The organism is Falsiruegeria litorea R37 (assembly GCF_900172225.1).
GTDB classification, from domain to species: Bacteria; Pseudomonadota; Alphaproteobacteria; order Rhodobacterales; family Rhodobacteraceae; genus Falsiruegeria; species Falsiruegeria litorea.
Genome location: NZ_FWFO01000005.1, coordinates 126704 through 141764, shown reverse-complemented (window position 1 = coordinate 141764; position 15061 = coordinate 126704). Strand labels below are relative to the sequence as shown.

Sequence of the window (15061 nt, the reverse complement as noted above, 5' to 3'; positions counted from 1 at the left end):
GCACAGGCGCTAACATTCGGGAAAGTTGAACCATGGAACAGACAACTTTCCCCAGCTGGCCCGCAGTGGCCCCCCGTTTGATCGCCGTCGCCGCCGGGCGCGAGGCCGCTGACACCGTCATCACCGGTGGTATCTGGGTCAATGTGCACACCCGCGAAACTCTACCCGATCATTCGGTCGCCATCGCTGCCGGGCGCATCGCCTTTGTCGGCCCCGACGCCAGCCATTGCACCGGCCCCGATACGCAAATCATCGAGGCCAACGACCGTTACATGATCCCCGGCCTGTGCGACGGGCACATGCACATCGAAAGCGGCATGCTGACGCCCGCCGAGTTCGCCCGTGCCGTGATCCCTCACGGCACCACCTCGATGTTCACCGACCCGCATGAGATCGCCAATGTTCTCGGCCTGGACGGCGTGCGCATGATGCATGACGAGGCGCTGATGCAGCCGGTCAACATCTTTACCCAAATGCCCTCTTGTGCGCCGTCTGCGCCGGGCTTGGAAACCACCGGCTATGAAATCAGCCCCGAAGATGTGGCCGAGGCGATGACCTGGCCCGGCATCATCGGGTTGGGCGAGATGATGAACTTTCCCGGTGTGTCCAATGCCGACCCCAAGATGCTGGCCGAAATTGCGGCGACGCAAACCGCAGGCAAGACCGTGGGCGGGCACTATGCCTCGCCTGATCTGGGCCCTGCTTTTGCGGCTTATGTTGCGGGTGGACCGGCGGATGATCACGAAGGAACCTGTGAAGCGGACGCCATCGCTCGTGTCCGTCAGGGGATGCGGTCGATGATGCGGCTGGGGTCCGCCTGGTATGACGTCGAAAGCCAGATCACGGCCGTGACAGAAAAGGGGCTTGATCCGCGCAACTTCATCCTGTGTACCGATGACTGCCATTCCGGCACGTTGGTCAATGACGGTCATATGAACCGGGTGGTGCGGCACGCGATTGCCTGCGGCTGTGATCCATTGATCGCGTTGCAAATGGCGACGATCAACACCGCCACTCACTTTGGATTGGAGCGTGAGATTGGCTCGATCACACCGGGGCGTCGGGCGGACGTTATCTTGACCTCCAGCCTGACCGACCTGCCGATAGAAACCGTGATCGCACGCGGGCAGATCGTTGCTGAAAACGGCTCTATTACGGTGGATTGCCCGCATTTCGACTGGCCGGACTCTGCGCGCGGCACGGTGCATTTGGGTCATGAACTAGGCGCGGTCGATTTTGAGATCAAAGCCCCCGAAGGCGCAAATTCCGTCCGTGCCAATGTCATTGGCGTTGTGGAAAATCAGGCACCGACAAAGGCGCTCAAGGCTGATCTTCCGGTGCGTGAGGGGCTGGTCGAAGGTGATGGAGAGACCTGCCAGATCGCACTTGTTGAAAGGCATCGGGCCACAGGCGGCGTGACCAACGCCTTTGTTTCAGGCTTTGGCTATCAGGGGCGCATGGCCATGGCCTCGACCGTGGCGCACGACAGCCATCACATGATCGTCGTTGGCACGGACCGGGCGCAGATGGCCTTGGCCGCCAACCGGCTGGCCGAGGTTGGCGGCGGTATCACCATCTGGCGAGACGGCGAAGAGCTGGCGCTGGTGGAACTGCCCATTGCCGGGCTCATGTCCGACAGCCCCGCCACGGACGTCGCCGCGAAAGCCGAGCAGATGGTCGCCGCGATGCAATCTTGCGGATGTGACCTGAACAACGCTTACATGCAGCACTCTTTGCTGGCTCTGGTGGTGATCCCGGAATTGCGAATTTCGGACCTGGGCCTGATCGACGTGCGCACCTTTGAAAAAATTGACCTACTGGACCCACTTGAATGACGGAATACGCCACCCCTGAGACCCTTGAGTCAGAAAGCTTCACCGACCCGGAGCAAGCCGTAAAGCGGCTGATCGAACTGTATGATCAGGCGACGGCCTTTCTGTGTCAGCGGTTTTCCGAAGCGATGGTCGAAGGCGCCCCAGAGCGTCATGTGCGCGCGTTCTACCCCGAGGTTCGGATCAAGACGACCAGCTACGCCCAGGTTGATAGCCGACTGAGCTATGGACATGTGACCAATCCGGGCACCCATGCCACGACCATCACGCAGCCGCGGCTATTTCGGTCCTATCTGACACAGCAGATCGCTTTGTTGATCAAGAACCACGGGCAGCCCGTCACCATTGGCCCGTCGGACACGCCCATCCCCGTGCATTTCGCCGTGGCAGCCAATCCAGGGCTTACAGTGCCGCAAGAAGGCGCAGCGGGCTTTACCTTGCGTGATGTGTTCGACGTGCCGGATCTGAGCACCACAAACGATGACATCGTGAATGGCACCCATGTGCCCAGCAATGGCACCGGTCCACTGGCATTGTTCACTGCACAACGCATCGATTATTCGCTGGCGCGTCTGTCCCACTATACAGCGACCGACCCAGGCCACTTTCAGAACCATGTTCTGTTTACAAACTATCAATTCTACGTTTCCGAGTTCGAAGCCTACGCCCGCACCCAGCTGGCCGATTCGAACAGCGGTTACACCAGCTTTGTCAGCACAGGAAATGTAGAGATTACGGACGCCGAGACACCTATCGAAGCGCCTGCCAAGCTGCCTCAGATGCCGACCTATCACCTTAAACGGAAGGATGGGTCTGGGATCACTCTGGTCAACATCGGCGTGGGGCCATCAAACGCCAAGACCGCGACAGACCACATTGCTGTGCTGCGTCCGCACGCCTGGCTGATGGTTGGTCATTGCGCCGGCTTGCGAAACACCCAGGCGCTTGGGGATTTCGTTTTGGCACATGCGTACCTGCGCGAAGATCACGTGCTGGATGATGATCTACCCGTCTGGGTTCCGATCCCGGCCCTGGCCGAGATCCAGATCGCGCTGGAACAGGCCGTGGCCGAGGTGACGGAGCTCGCCGGATACGACCTGAAGCGGGTGATGCGCACCGGCACGGTTGCCACCATCGACAACCGCAATTGGGAGCTGCGCGATCAGTCCGGCCCCGTGCAGCGCCTCAGTCAGTCGCGTGCCATTGCGCTGGATATGGAAAGCGCCACCATCGCCGCCAACGGCTACAGGTTCCGTGTTCCCTATGGCACGTTGCTGTGCGTCTCGGACAAGCCGTTGCATGGTGAGTTAAAGTTGCCAGGCATGGCGTCCGAGTTCTATACAACCCAGGTCAGCCGTCATCTGGCCATCGGAATTCGCGCGATGGAGGCGCTGCGCGGGATGCCTCTGGAGCGTCTACACAGCCGGAAATTGCGCTCGTTTGACGAAACAGCCTTCCTCTGAGCGCAAAAAACCGCCGAAAACCCCATATTTTCCTGGTTTTCGGTGCTACTATTCGTTGTGTTACCTCACAATATCCAGTTAGAGTTACGCGATGAGGCCCAACTGATCGGGCACAGTAAGGAGACCAAGAAATGGCAAAGCCTATGACCAAAACTCAGCTCGTCGCAGCACTGGCCGAGGAAATGGGTACAGATAAAAAAGCCGCTGGCGCAGCACTCGACGCCATCACCGGCCTGATCACCCGCGAAGTTTCCGGCGGTGGCGCCGTGACCCTGCCGGGCGTGGGCAAGATCTATTGCCGTGAGCGCCCCGAGCGTATGGTGCGCAACCCTGCCACTGGCGAGCAGTTCAAGAAAGAAGCCGACAAGGTCGTGAAAATGACCATCGCCAAAGCGCTGAAAGACAGCGTGAACGGCTGATCGGATCCTCTTGATCTGAACGGATTGGGGTCGCCGATTGGCGGCCCTTTTTCTTTGCTTCGACCCACCAGGCGGTTCCGCCGATCACTCCTCAGGGTTTGACAGGGTTGCTTTCAGTTATGTTATAACATAGCAGTATCAATCGTAAGCAGATCTGGCGCTTCTCCCCGCGCCAGACACTCGACAGAGAGGACCACTTTTGATGACCGGTGACCGCCTTCCCGTAACCGTCCTGTCCGGCTTTCTGGGCGCAGGCAAAACAACCCTGTTGAACCGGGTTTTGAACAATCGCGACGGGCGCAGGGTTGCCGTGATTGTCAACGACATGTCCGAGGTGAACATCGACGCCGATCTGGTGCGCGCAGACGCTGAGCTCTCGCGAACCGATGAAACGCTGGTCGAGATGTCGAACGGTTGTATCTGCTGCACCCTGCGCGATGATCTGCTGGACGAGGTGCGACGCCTCGCTGGCGAAGGGCGTTTCGACTATCTTCTGATTGAATCTACCGGCATTTCAGAACCCCTGCCCGTCGCCGCCACCTTTGACTTCCGTGACGAGTTTGGCCAGAGCCTGTCCGACGTCTCGCGTCTGGACACGATGGTGACAGTGGTTGATGCCGTGAACCTGCTCGAAGATTACTCCAGCCACGATTTCCTGAGCGACCGTGGTGAGACCATGGGCGAAGAAGACGAACGAACGCTGGTTCACCTTCTCACCGACCAGATAGAATTCGCTGATGTCGTGATCCTGAACAAGGTTGCAGATGCAGGACCTGAGCGAGTGGACGCCGCCCGCAAGATCATCCGCAGCCTCAACGCGGATGCAAGGATCATCGAAACGAACCAGTCAGACGTGCCTGCAGGTGAAATTCTGGACACTGGCCTGTTCGATTTCGAAAAGGCGCATGAACATCCGATGTGGGCAAAGGAGCTTTACGGTTTTGCCGATCACGTCCCCGAAACCGAAGAATACGGCGTCACCAGCTTTGTCTACCGGGCACGCCAACCTTTCATCCCAGAAAAGATCCTTGAGGTGCTGAATGGTAACCTGCCCGGTGTAATCCGCGCCAAGGGCCATTTCTGGATCGCGACCCGCCCCGATTGGGTCGCTGAATTCTCGCTGGCCGGCGCCTTGTCGTCGATCCAACCGCTTGGCACCTGGTGGGCCACCGTTCCCGAAGACCGACGCCCCGACCATGAAAGCGCGCGTGCTTACATGCAGGAACATTGGCAGGAACCTTGGGGGGATCGCCGCCAAGAGATCGTTTTCATCGGCAGCGGTATCAACTGGCCCGCACTCAAGGCCAAGCTCGACGGGGCCCTGTTGCCCACCATCGCCACGACCGGGCCTCATGACCTTCCCGATCTGCCAGATCCCTTCCCGATCTGGCGCCGAGCCGAGGCCGCAGCATGAATGTCATCCGCGCAATCGAAACTGACATCGCATCCCGCGTTGGCGTGACGGAAACGCCCGAGGGTCTGGTCGAGCTGAGAAAACCCAACATTGCTGGCGTGATCTGGCAGCGCAAACCGACGTCGCAGTTTCAATCTTGGATCAGCACGCTTGACCCCGAGCAATTGCCCAAGACCAGGGTCATTCTGCGTCCACATGCGGTACGCGATGCAATGCGCAAGGTGTGTGAGGTTTCCGGCACCCCGGACTGCGCTGAATGCGATCTGCTGGTTGATGATGTGGCGGCGATGGCAGATGTTTTTGCCAATCTCATGGGCGCGAATTGGCTGCGTCTCCGTCTTGATGTTGTGACGACAAACGCCTGCCGACGGTTCCACATCGACGCCGTCACGGCCCGGTTGGTCTGCACCTATCGCGGAACTGGCACGCAATACGGGATCCTGCGGGACGCGGACGAGCCGGATCACATTTTCACCGCGTCAACTGGCGCGCCGGTCCTGCTGCGCGGAACGCTTTGGCCCGATCAATCGAAATCACGCCTTGTCCACCGCTCTCCACCGATCGAAGGGACCGGGGAAACGCGTCTGGTGCTTGTTCTCGATCCGATCGAGGAACCGGAAAGTGAACCCGATCACCAATATATGCATTGATGGCTAGGAGGATGCCCCATCGTTTCATTCGGGGCATCTTCGTGCAACGTCCGCTCTATTGTATCAACACATACTAACGCCCTTGCATGCCTGTGTGATTTGATGAACTGTCCTCTCGCTGCATGAGGAAGAGGGACAGCATCATGGACATGCGCGCCATCATCATGGGGCTGGCCTTTGCATTCATGTGGTCATCGGCTTTTACATCAGCACGGATCATCGTTGCCGATGCCTCCCCGCTCTTTTCGCTGGCCTTGCGGTTTCTGATTTCTGGCCTGTTGGGCGTGCTTATCGCACGGATCATGGGACAAAGCTGGCGGCTGACGCGTCCGCAGCTGTTTGCAACGATCATGTTCGGGATTTGCCAGAATGCGCTGTATTTGGGTCTGAATTTCTATGCGATGCAAACGATCGAGGCTTCGGTCGCGGCCATCATCGCCTCGACCATGCCGCTGATGGTGGCACTGGCGAACTGGCTGATTTTTGGTGAGCGCTTGCGACCCCTTGGCCTGATTGGCTTGCTCATGGGATTTGGCGGTGTCGCGTTGATCATGGGTGCGCGGATATCTGGTGGCATCGACCTGTTTGGACTGATGCTATGTGGATTGGGTGCCCTGGCACTGACCTTTGCCACACTGTCTGTGCGCGGCGCCACGTCGGGCGGCAATTTCATGATGGTTGTGGGGTTGCAGATGCTGGTTGGGTCGGCGGTTCTTTTCGTGGCAGCCCCGGTGTTCGAAAACATCTATATCAATCCGACCATGCCGTTCCTTTTGGCCTTTGCCTACACCACCTTGATCCCCGGGCTGGCTGCGACGTTGATCTGGTTCCTGCTGCTGGATCGGATCGGTGCAATCCGGGCCTCGACCTTTCACTTCCTCAACCCTGCGTTCGGCGTTGCCGTGGCGGCCGCACTATTGGGCGAAAGCCTTGGGGTGCTTGACGGTCTCGGTGTTGTGATCACCACGCTTGGCATTCTCGCGGTACAGCTGGCCCGCCAACCGGCCCCAAAACCTATCTAATTCAGAAGCTCTTCGATGGCGCTGACGATCTTGCCCGAGTCGGGACGGGTCGCCGATCCAAAGGTTGCCGCCACAGAGCCATCAGGCGCAACCAGAACCTTGTTAAAGTTCCATCGCGGCTCAAATCCCGTGTCCTCTTTGACCTGACGATAGAAGGGATGTGCCGATGAACCGCGAACCGATTTGATGTCGGTCATCGGCACATCCAGACCATAGTTCACTTCGCAGAACTGCTTTACATCCTCGCTGGTATCCAACTCTTGATTGAAGTCGTCAGACGGCACTGCCAGCACGATTAGGCCACGATCACGGTAGCGATCATAGAGCTTTTGAAGGCCGACATATTGGTCCGTGTAGGCGCATTGAGACGCAGTGTTCACCACCAACACGGGCCGACCCTGCCACTCTTTCATGGAGAGTTGGCCCCCGTCGATCGAATCAAACACACCGCGAACCGGACCTGCATGAACCATGTGGCCGATAAGCAGCAGCAGGCCTAGAATACCAAGTCTGATCATTTTGAACCTCCTGTTGCGATTCATACGTCCACCGAAGCTGATTGGATGAATTGCACGTTGCTGCTATCTGAATGAAACAAATCTTTGCTTTTCATTCCACGACCCCACATACGTGTTCAAATCAGAACCGGAGGTTGCATGACCAATTACACCAAAGACCCTCAGGCCATCGCCGCCCTGTCGCAGGAAGAGTTCTATGTGACCCAAAACAGCGGCACAGAACGCCCCGGAACCGGCAAACTGTTGCACAACAAGGAACCGGGCATCTATGTGGACATCGTGTCGGGTGAGCCGCTATTTGCCTCGTCCGACAAATACGAATCCGGTTGTGGCTGGCCCAGCTTTACCAAGCCTATCGAACCAGCCCACGTGCAGGAACTCGAAGACCGCACCCTGGGCATGATCCGGACCGAGGTGCGCTCGACCCATGGCGACAGCCATCTGGGCCATGTCTTTCCCGACGGCCCGATGGACCGCGGCGGGCTGCGGTATTGCATCAATTCTGCCTCGCTCCGTTTCGTGCATCGCAACGACATGGAGGCCGAAGGCTATGGCGACTACATCAATCAAGTGGAGGATATCGCATGAGCACTGAACGCGCCGTTCTGGCAGGTGGCTGTTTCTGGGGCATGCAGGACCTGATCCGCAAAATGCCCGGCGTCTCGGGGACCCGCGTGGGTTATACCGGCGGGGACGTTCCCAACGCCACATATCGCAACCATGGCACCCATGCCGAGGGGATCGAGATCTTTTTTGATCCTGCGCAGATCAGCTATCGCAAGCTGCTGGAATTCTTTTTCCAGATCCACGACCCGACCACGGTGAACCGTCAAGGCAACGATATGGGTATGAGCTATCGGTCAGCGATCTATTATGTGGATGAGGCACAGAAGGCGACCGCGCTGGACACCATCGCTGACGTGAACGCCAGCGGCCTATGGCCCGGCAAAGTCGTGACCGAGGTCGAGCCGGTGGGCGATTTCTGGGATGCCGAGCCCGAGCATCAGGACTACCTGGAGCGCATTCCTAACGGCTATACCTGCCACTTTGCGCGCCCCGACTGGGTGCTGCCCAAGCGGTCAGAAGCGGCAGAATAAGACGACAAATCACGCCCCTCCGATTTCGGTGGGGCGTTTCCCTTTTTACTGGGCATAATCGGGCTCGTCCCGATCCAACAGCCGCTTCATCGCTGCAAAGTGAAAGTCGATCTGGCGTTCGTCCCACATGCCTGCGGCAAGCTTTTCAGCGACATCATCTGGAAGAATGGCCAGCGGACGGCCCGAGGCCATTGCCGTCAGCTGGTATTCGCAAGCTACCTCAAAGTTGTAGAAATCGTCATAGGCCCGCGCCACGGTTTCCCCGACCACGGTGATCCCGTGGTGCGCCATGACAACGATATTGCCGTTCCCAATGGTTGCTGCAATGCGCCCACCTTCTCCGTCATCAAAGGCAGACCCGCTGAAGTCCCCGTCGTAGGACACCCGCCCCAGGAACCTCAAAGCGTCCTGATGGCAGTTCTCAAGCCGCCCCCCTTCGATACAGCCAAGCGCCGTGGAATAGGTCGGATGGGCGTGCAGAACGCAGCGCGCATGGGGTACAGTACGATGGATGTGGGAATGGATATAAAAGGCCGACGCCTCAATCTCTCCCTCCCCCTCAACAACATTGCCGTCGTGATTGGCCAGCAACAGGTTCGATGCTGTAACCTCGGACCAATGCAGGCCACGGGCGTTGACCAGGAAATGCCCCTCATCAACCGCCAACGAAAAGTGATTGTCCACACCCCTCTGCCATCCGTTGCGGGCGGCCAGCCTTAAACAAGCAGCCAAGTCGATGCGGTCCTGACGATGTTGCATTGCGATCCTCACTTTGATGTCAGTACAGACTGCATCAGGATCGAAAGCCAAGATTGAAGGAATCCGTCAGCCGTGTCGCTTTGAGAGCGCTAGCCAACCGCCACGCGGGGTCGTCCACTGGCCTCGACCGTCAGCATGCCTTCGACAAAAACATCCCGTGCCTCGATCCTCGCGGTGCGGATGTCGCGTTCAACCAGTACCCGAATATCCGCCGCACCAGCGGCCTTTGCAGCGCCTTCGGCCTCTTGGCGCAAAACAGTCTCTAACAAAGTCAAAGCTGCGTCCGACTCGGTGAAATCCTGCGGCCCTGAGTCCAGGTGAACCCGGTACTTGCCCTCGGATGGGGAGGTCACGGTGCCGCTTCGGCGGAATGTGACCCGACCGACAACAGCCCCTACGGCATTGGCGACACCTGCGTGCTCCGGCAGGATCATGTTGCAACACAAACGCTCTCCAACCGCTGGGTAGTAGCTGGGCGCCGAGGCGCCAAGCCCCACCACATCCACGTTCAACGATGCATCCAATGCCAGCAAGCCCCGGTGATTGGACAGCCCCTTTTGCAACAGGACATGACGGGCAAGTTGTTCAGGCGGAACACCGAAATCTTCGGTCTCTTCCGCAAAAGCAGTCTCTAACAAGGTCAAAGCGGTCTGTTCAGTCAACTGATCCACAATGATCTGTGCCATGTCGCGGGGCGTGGCAGAAATGCGGTCGCCTGTTCCGACGCGTTTGCGCGAAAAAAGCTCGAGCGCTTTTTCCGCTGCCGACCGATCCCAACTGTCCAGCCGTCCCAAAACGTGGCTCGCGTCTGAAGGGGTCACACCGGACACCTGCACGATCCCACGGTCCACCAGACGCCCAAGCGCGCCGTGTTCCATCCGGGTTCGCAGCACCTGATCCAAGGGCACAACCCGATCGCCCAGACGTTCAATCAGAACGGCCTCACGCTCGCCCACACCATCAAATGGAATACCGGGCACGACCCGCGCAAAGCGGGCGTCGTGCTCGCCGGGCGTCGATGAATGCAGTTGCGTGTCCAGCACGTCATGCACCACCTGAGGCGCCTCGGACGCGATCAGCGAAACGGGCACAACCCGACGTGGGCCAAGGAACACGCCGCCCGTCAACCCCTCGGTCACCACATGAACCTGACTGTCACCGCCCAGGCCGCTGGTGCGCATCGCGACCGCCTCGACCATGGTGCGGAACCCGCCAACCCGCGCGCCTGCGGGGTCAATTGCGGGCTTTCCATCCTTGATCAGAGCCACATCCGTGGTTGTGCCACCAATGTCAGACACCAGCGCGTTTTCCGTATCGGTCAGCCAGCAGGCCCCGACGATCGAGGCCGCCGGGCCGCTCAAAATGGTTTCGATGGGCCGCTCGCGCGCCTGTTCGGCGCTCATCAGTGCTCCATCGCCTCGCACCACCATCATCGGTGCTGTGATCCCCAGATCCACCAACGTATCCTGCGCCCGGCCAATCAGGCGATCGATCATGCCGATCAGACGTGCATTCAATACGGCCGTCACCGCCCGTTTGGGACCGTTCAACTTGGCCGACAGCTGGTGCGAACAGGTCACCGGAACGCCGGTACGCTCGGTGATGATGCGGGCCGCTTCAAGCTCGTGCGCGGGGTTGCGAGTGGCGAACTGCGCAGCAACCGCATAGCCCGATATCCCGGTGTTGGCGTCGATGAATGCCTCAAGCGCCGTCACATCCAGCGGCGTTTTCTCACTGCCCGCATGGCTGTGCCCGCCCGCGATCACCAGCGCCGGATCACCTTTGAGCGCATCTGAAAGACCGTGCTTGTCCAGATCCTGCTCGCGAAACCCGATATAGATCAGCGCAACACGCCCGCCCTGCCCCTCGACTAGGGCGTTGGTGGCCAGTGTGGTCGACAAAGAGGCCAGCGTCACCTGATCCGCGCTGACATCTGCCTGCGCCAGAACCGACTTGATCGCCTTGCCCACCCCAATCGCCAGATCGGCCCGTGTGGTCAGCGACTTGGCCGAAGCAATGACATCTCGCTCGTCCCGGATCAGCACCGCATCCGTATAGGTCCCGCCGGTATCCACGCCCAAAGACAGCGCCATCTTGATCCTCCATTCGCGTCGTGACCTCACCACATAGCGAGTTCGCGCGACACGTCCTGCCTGTTTGCGTCACTTATTGCAATTGTTCCACGGCCCACCGGGCAGCATCGGCCACGGTTGCATCCGCATCTTCGGTCAGGCCCTGCGCGGTTGGCATCAATGCTGCATCACCCGAGTTACCGATGGCATAAAGGACATTGCGCACGAACCGGTCCCTCCCGATCCGCTTGATCGGCGAGCCCGAGAAAAACGCCCGAAACGTCGTGTCGTCCAAAGTGGCCAATTCAGCCAACCCCGGAGCCTTCAACTCTTCGCGCGCGGCATAGCGCATGTCACTGGCCGCCACCGCGAATTTGTTCCATGGACACGCAGCCAGGCAATCGTCGCAGCCATAGATGCGGTTGCCCAGTTTACCCCGCAGCTCTTCGTCGACCGGGCCTTTGTGTTCGATGGTCAGGTAAGAAATGCAACGCCGCGCATCCAACTGGTAGGGCGCAGGAAAAGCATCGGTGGGACACGCCGCCAAACAAGACCGGCAAGAGCCACAATGGTCGATCTCAGGTGCATCTGCGGGCAAGTCGAGTGTGGTGAAAACAGAGCCTATGAAGGCCCAATTGCCCCAATCACGGCTCACAAGGTTGGTGTGTTTGCCCTGCCACCCAAGACCCGCCGCCTGACCCAACGCCTTTTCGGAAACGGGTGCTGTATCGACAAAAACCTTCACCTCTCCACCACCCTCGGCGATCAGCCAACGGGCCAGGCGTTTGAGGCGTTTCTTGACCAGATCGTGATAGTCCTTGTTCTGCGCATAGACCGAAATCGCGCCCTTATCCGGATGGTCCAGAATGGCACGGGGGTCGTGATCCGGGGCATAGCTTTCGGCCAACATGATCACGGATTGCGCTTCGGGCCAAAGCGCGGCGGGGTTGCCGCGCCAATGCATTCGTTCGCCCATCCAGCCCATCTGCCCGTGATACCCGGCCTCGACAAAAGCGGCCAAGCGCTCGGGCACCTGCGGGATGTCCCATGGGCGGCAGATCCGACAGGACACGAACCCTTCGTCCAGCGCCTGCTGCGTCAGTCTCTGTTTCAGATCGGGATCGGTGGTCATTGAATTTGGGCCTCTGCCCAAAGGTCTATCAGAAATCCAGGTCGGCGTAATGGGCCGGCGGGCGGAAGCCCGGAATCTGATCGGCCAGGATAGACCGGAAGGCAGGACGCGATTTGATCTTGGCGTACCAATCCTTGACGATCTGACTGCGGTTCCAATCCACATCCGAGATATAGTCCAGCGACGATAGATGCGCGGCGGCTGCAAAATCAGCCAGCGTCATTGCATCGCCCGCCAGCCAACGGCGGTGATCCAGCAACCAGGCCATGTAATCCAGATGATACTTGATCGCCTTGGCTCCGGCCTTGACGTTGCGACTGTCGGGATAGCCCTGACCGGTCATCTTCTTGTTGACCCGCTCATACAGCAGCTTCGACGTCACCTCGTGGTGGAACTTGTCATCGAACCAACTGATCAGGCGGCGTACCTCATACCGGGCATCAACGTCCTTGGGCATAAGCGACGGCTCGGGACGAGTTTCTTCGATGTATTCACAGATGGCCGCGCTTTCGGCCATCATCTTGCCGTCCAGCTTGATCACCGGGACCTTACCGGCCGGGTTGCGGCGCAGAAAATCGGGGTCTTCCTCCCAATATCTTTCTTCGACCAGCTCGACTTCGATCTTCTTCTCAGCAAGCGACAGCCGGACTTTGCGGCAAAACGGGGAAAGGGGGACGTGAAACAGGCGCGCCATGGTGATCCAGTTGAACGAATGGTGTTGATCCAGCAATGCCCTCTGGCGTCAGGATTTTCAATCCTCGAAACACGCGGCCCGCCCATCTGCGCGGATGGTGGCCGCCCCATCCATGATCGAGGCCGTCCTCTTGCGCACCTTGGCGCTTGGTTTCGAGGCCGAGCGCGATTTGGGCGCAGGCAGCACGGCGGCAATGCGCGCGGCCTGCAAAGGCGTGAGCTTATCCGGCGTCACGCCAAAGTATCCTTGGGCGGCTGCATCAACGCCGAACACGCCTTCGTCCATCTCGGCCACGTTCAAGTAAACCTCAAGGATGCGCCGCTTGGACCAGATCACCTCGACTGCCGGCGTGATCGCTGTCTCAAGCGCCTTGCGAATCCAGCTGCGCCCCTGCCAGAGGAAAACGTTTTTGACCACCTGTTGCGAGATCGTGGACGCCCCCCGCCCACTACCGGAATCAATCGCCGCCCGAATCGCTTTGACGTCAAAACCCCAGTGCAGGCAAAAATTCGCATCCTCTGCGGCAACAACCGAACGGGCCATGACGGGGGTGATCTCTTCGATCGGAACCCATTGCCGATCAACTGACCCCAAACGGCGCTTTTCCGACCAAATGGTGTGGGTGATCGGCGGATTGACAAATGTATAGAGCACCACCAGCGCCAAAACGGTCAGGATCAAGATCGTGGTGCCGCGCAAAGCAAGGAAGCCCGCCCACGACAACAGCCAAGGCAACGGTTTGAACCGTGTCTTTGCTTTTGCTCTGCTCTTCTTCTTGCCTGCCGATTTTTTGGCCATGCCCACTCTATACTGGACCTGCGCCGTTCCGACAAACCTTCTAAGCAGGTTTTGAGGGGCGCAAAAGCCAGGGTCCAACCCGCAGCGCAAAGACACCAAAAGCCACAATCCACAGCGTTGCCGACAGATCCAGCATCCAGCCGGGCAAGCCCCAAAGCGACCAGGCCGCACGCAAACCTGAGGCCAGCAACAACGCGATCAAGGCGGCGTTCATCCATATATCGGATTTCAGTGGGCGCCCGGTGTGACCCATACTGGCGCGCAGCATGACAGCCAGTGTCATTCCACCAATGGCGGCAATCCCGATGACGTGCAGCCCGGCTGCATAAAAGGCCCAGTCAAACGGCGCGGCGGCCAGCATAAGCATCCCCAGCGGAATCATGGCAAAGCATCCATGCAACGTGAAAAGGATGGGGTTGGGCAGGGTCCGCAACCCGCCCCACCGTCCCAAACGCACCGCTTGGAGGAATGCGGCAACTGCCAATGATCCAGCAGATACGAGGATATCAGGGACAATGAACCACAAGATCAGGGCCAGAACACTGACCAAAAGGCTGACGGCATCAAAGCGACCAAAGGTCGGTGGCAGATGCGCATGACCTTGTTGTTTCAGCCAATTGCGGGTGAAGGCCGGTGTGATCCTTCCCCCGATCAGCATTAGCAACGCCATGATGGCAACAAACCCGGCACGGGTTGCGTATTCGGCATTCCCTGTCAGCGCGGACTCGGTGTGAAATCCCAGGTTCGCCAAAGCAAAAACACTGACCGGCCCCACCACCATCAGATTGCGCCAATTGCGACCAGCGATCACTTCGCGTGTTGTGATCGCGAGGACGGCAAACAAAAACAACACCTCGACGCCCGCCGCAACCCAACCACTGCCCCAGAGCATCACCGCGCGACCTGCAACCCACAACCCCGTCAGCCCAACCAGCAGCGATCCAACAACAGGTGCGCGTCCGGTCCAATTGGGCACGGCCGTCAGCAGGAACCCGGTCAGCACGGCCGAGACGTAGCCAAACAGCATCTCATGCATGTGCCACAGGTGGGGATCCCCGTAGAGCGGCAGCTCAGCAGCGCCCCGCAACGACAAAACCCAGATCACAATGGACAGGATCGCAAAGAGGGAGGCACCCAGAAACATCGGGCGAAATCCGTAAGAAAAGAGAGAGGTTTGAGTGGGGGACATGG

15 protein-coding genes are annotated in these 15061 nt (G+C 59.1%); 8 read left to right on the top strand and 7 right to left on the bottom strand.

What is annotated here, in order from left to right; all coding sequences use genetic code 11:
* Positions 1-32 precede the first annotated feature (32 nt).
* The 6 genes from ade (at position 33) to TRL7639_RS20510 (ending at position 6800) form a co-directional block, all read left to right on the top strand.
* The gene (gene ade, locus TRL7639_RS20535) at positions 33-1835 is read left to right on the top strand and encodes an adenine deaminase (protein WP_085797771.1); all 1803 of its coding nucleotides are present in this window, start codon (positions 33-35) and stop codon (positions 1833-1835) included.
* Entirely contained in the window at positions 1832-3295 is a 1464-nt protein-coding gene (locus TRL7639_RS20530; RefSeq protein ID WP_085797770.1) for an AMP nucleosidase, read from the top strand. Before ade ends, TRL7639_RS20530 begins: the two co-directional genes overlap by 4 nt.
* Before the next feature lie 131 nt (positions 3296-3426).
* Positions 3427-3714 (top strand): HU family DNA-binding protein, encoded by a 288-nt coding sequence (locus TRL7639_RS20525; RefSeq protein ID WP_085797769.1) that lies wholly within the window; start codon positions 3427-3429, stop codon positions 3712-3714.
* Positions 3715-3916: 202 nt separating this feature from the next.
* Complete coding sequence (locus TRL7639_RS20520) at positions 3917-5128, top strand: GTP-binding protein (RefSeq protein WP_085797768.1); 1212 nt, start codon at positions 3917-3919, stop codon at positions 5126-5128.
* Positions 5125-5778, top strand: coding sequence for a DUF1826 domain-containing protein (locus TRL7639_RS20515; protein WP_085797767.1), 654 nt, complete (start codon positions 5125-5127; stop codon positions 5776-5778). The genes TRL7639_RS20520 and TRL7639_RS20515 overlap by 4 nt, the downstream gene beginning before the upstream one ends.
* Positions 5779-5921: 143 nt before the next feature.
* A complete protein-coding gene (locus tag TRL7639_RS20510) occupies positions 5922-6800 on the top strand; it encodes a DMT family transporter (RefSeq protein WP_085797766.1) in 879 nt (292 codons plus the stop codon).
* Here TRL7639_RS20510 and TRL7639_RS20505 read toward each other — a convergent pair.
* Entirely contained in the window at positions 6797-7318 is a 522-nt protein-coding gene (locus tag TRL7639_RS20505; RefSeq protein ID WP_085797765.1) for a glutathione peroxidase, read from the bottom strand. The genes TRL7639_RS20510 and TRL7639_RS20505 overlap by 4 nt on opposite strands.
* Positions 7319-7456: 138 nt before the next feature.
* On the opposite strand from TRL7639_RS20505, the gene msrB reads away from it, so the two are divergent.
* Together msrB and msrA are read left to right on the top strand one after the other, a co-directional pair.
* Positions 7457-7906 (top strand): peptide-methionine (R)-S-oxide reductase MsrB, encoded by a 450-nt coding sequence (msrB, locus tag TRL7639_RS20500; protein WP_085797764.1) that lies wholly within the window; start codon positions 7457-7459, stop codon positions 7904-7906.
* Positions 7903-8415 carry a peptide-methionine (S)-S-oxide reductase MsrA gene (gene msrA / locus TRL7639_RS20495; RefSeq protein ID WP_085797763.1) on the top strand — a complete coding sequence of 171 codons (513 nt, stop codon included), beginning with the start codon at positions 7903-7905 and terminating at the stop codon, positions 8413-8415. The genes msrB and msrA overlap by 4 nt, the downstream gene beginning before the upstream one ends.
* Before the next feature lie 45 nt (positions 8416-8460).
* Here the strand turns inward: msrA and TRL7639_RS20490 are convergent, their stop codons facing one another.
* The 6 genes from TRL7639_RS20490 to TRL7639_RS20465 all read right to left on the bottom strand — a co-directional run bounded on the left by TRL7639_RS20490 (position 8461) and on the right by TRL7639_RS20465 (position 15014).
* Positions 8461-9174: a class II aldolase/adducin family protein gene (locus TRL7639_RS20490; protein WP_085797762.1), complete on the bottom strand. Its 714-nt coding sequence runs from the start codon at positions 9172-9174 to the stop codon at positions 8461-8463.
* Between the two features lie 89 nt (positions 9175-9263).
* Positions 9264-11267, bottom strand: coding sequence for a hydantoinase/oxoprolinase family protein (locus tag TRL7639_RS20485; protein WP_085797761.1), 2004 nt, complete (start codon positions 11265-11267; stop codon positions 9264-9266).
* Between the two features lie 73 nt (positions 11268-11340).
* Positions 11341-12378: a tRNA epoxyqueuosine(34) reductase QueG gene (gene queG, locus TRL7639_RS20480; RefSeq protein WP_085797760.1), complete on the bottom strand. Its 1038-nt coding sequence runs from the start codon at positions 12376-12378 to the stop codon at positions 11341-11343.
* Between the two features lie 28 nt (positions 12379-12406).
* Positions 12407-13072 (bottom strand): FtsZ-binding protein FzlA, encoded by a 666-nt coding sequence (fzlA, locus tag TRL7639_RS20475; protein ID WP_085797833.1) that lies wholly within the window; start codon positions 13070-13072, stop codon positions 12407-12409.
* A gap of 57 nt (positions 13073-13129) precedes the next feature.
* Positions 13130-13870, bottom strand: coding sequence for a monofunctional biosynthetic peptidoglycan transglycosylase (gene mtgA, locus TRL7639_RS20470; protein WP_085797759.1), 741 nt, complete (start codon positions 13868-13870; stop codon positions 13130-13132).
* Positions 13871-13910: 40 nt separating this feature from the next.
* Positions 13911-15014 (bottom strand): NnrS family protein, encoded by a 1104-nt coding sequence (locus tag TRL7639_RS20465; protein ID WP_165759858.1) that lies wholly within the window; start codon positions 15012-15014, stop codon positions 13911-13913.
* Positions 15015-15061 lie beyond the last annotated feature (47 nt).

Bases quoted from the DNA above. Each gene is read 5' to 3' on its own strand.
- fzlA (WP_085797833.1), bottom strand. From the start codon at position 13,072: ATGGCGCGCCTGTTTCACGTCCCCCTTTCCCCGTTTTGCCGCAAAGTC.
- TRL7639_RS20505 (WP_085797765.1), bottom strand. From the start codon at position 7,318: ATGATCAGACTTGGTATTCTAGGCCTGCTGCTGCTTATCGGCCACATG.
- msrB (WP_085797764.1), top strand. From the start codon at position 7,457: ATGACCAATTACACCAAAGACCCTCAGGCCATCGCCGCCCTGTCGCAG.
- TRL7639_RS20530 (WP_085797770.1), top strand. From the start codon at position 1,832: ATGACGGAATACGCCACCCCTGAGACCCTTGAGTCAGAAAGCTTCACC.
- msrA (WP_085797763.1), top strand. From the start codon at position 7,903: ATGAGCACTGAACGCGCCGTTCTGGCAGGTGGCTGTTTCTGGGGCATG.
- TRL7639_RS20520 (WP_085797768.1), top strand. From the start codon at position 3,917: ATGACCGGTGACCGCCTTCCCGTAACCGTCCTGTCCGGCTTTCTGGGC.
- ade (WP_085797771.1), top strand. From the start codon at position 33: ATGGAACAGACAACTTTCCCCAGCTGGCCCGCAGTGGCCCCCCGTTTG.
- queG (WP_085797760.1), bottom strand. From the start codon at position 12,378: ATGACCACCGATCCCGATCTGAAACAGAGACTGACGCAGCAGGCGCTG.
- TRL7639_RS20510 (WP_085797766.1), top strand. From the start codon at position 5,922: ATGGACATGCGCGCCATCATCATGGGGCTGGCCTTTGCATTCATGTGG.
- mtgA (WP_085797759.1), bottom strand. From the start codon at position 13,870: ATGGCCAAAAAATCGGCAGGCAAGAAGAAGAGCAGAGCAAAAGCAAAG.
- TRL7639_RS20465 (WP_165759858.1), bottom strand. From the start codon at position 15,014: ATGTTTCTGGGTGCCTCCCTCTTTGCGATCCTGTCCATTGTGATCTGG.
- TRL7639_RS20525 (WP_085797769.1), top strand. From the start codon at position 3,427: ATGGCAAAGCCTATGACCAAAACTCAGCTCGTCGCAGCACTGGCCGAG.
- TRL7639_RS20485 (WP_085797761.1), bottom strand. From the start codon at position 11,267: ATGGCGCTGTCTTTGGGCGTGGATACCGGCGGGACCTATACGGATGCG.
- TRL7639_RS20515 (WP_085797767.1), top strand. From the start codon at position 5,125: ATGAATGTCATCCGCGCAATCGAAACTGACATCGCATCCCGCGTTGGC.
- TRL7639_RS20490 (WP_085797762.1), bottom strand. From the start codon at position 9,174: ATGCAACATCGTCAGGACCGCATCGACTTGGCTGCTTGTTTAAGGCTG.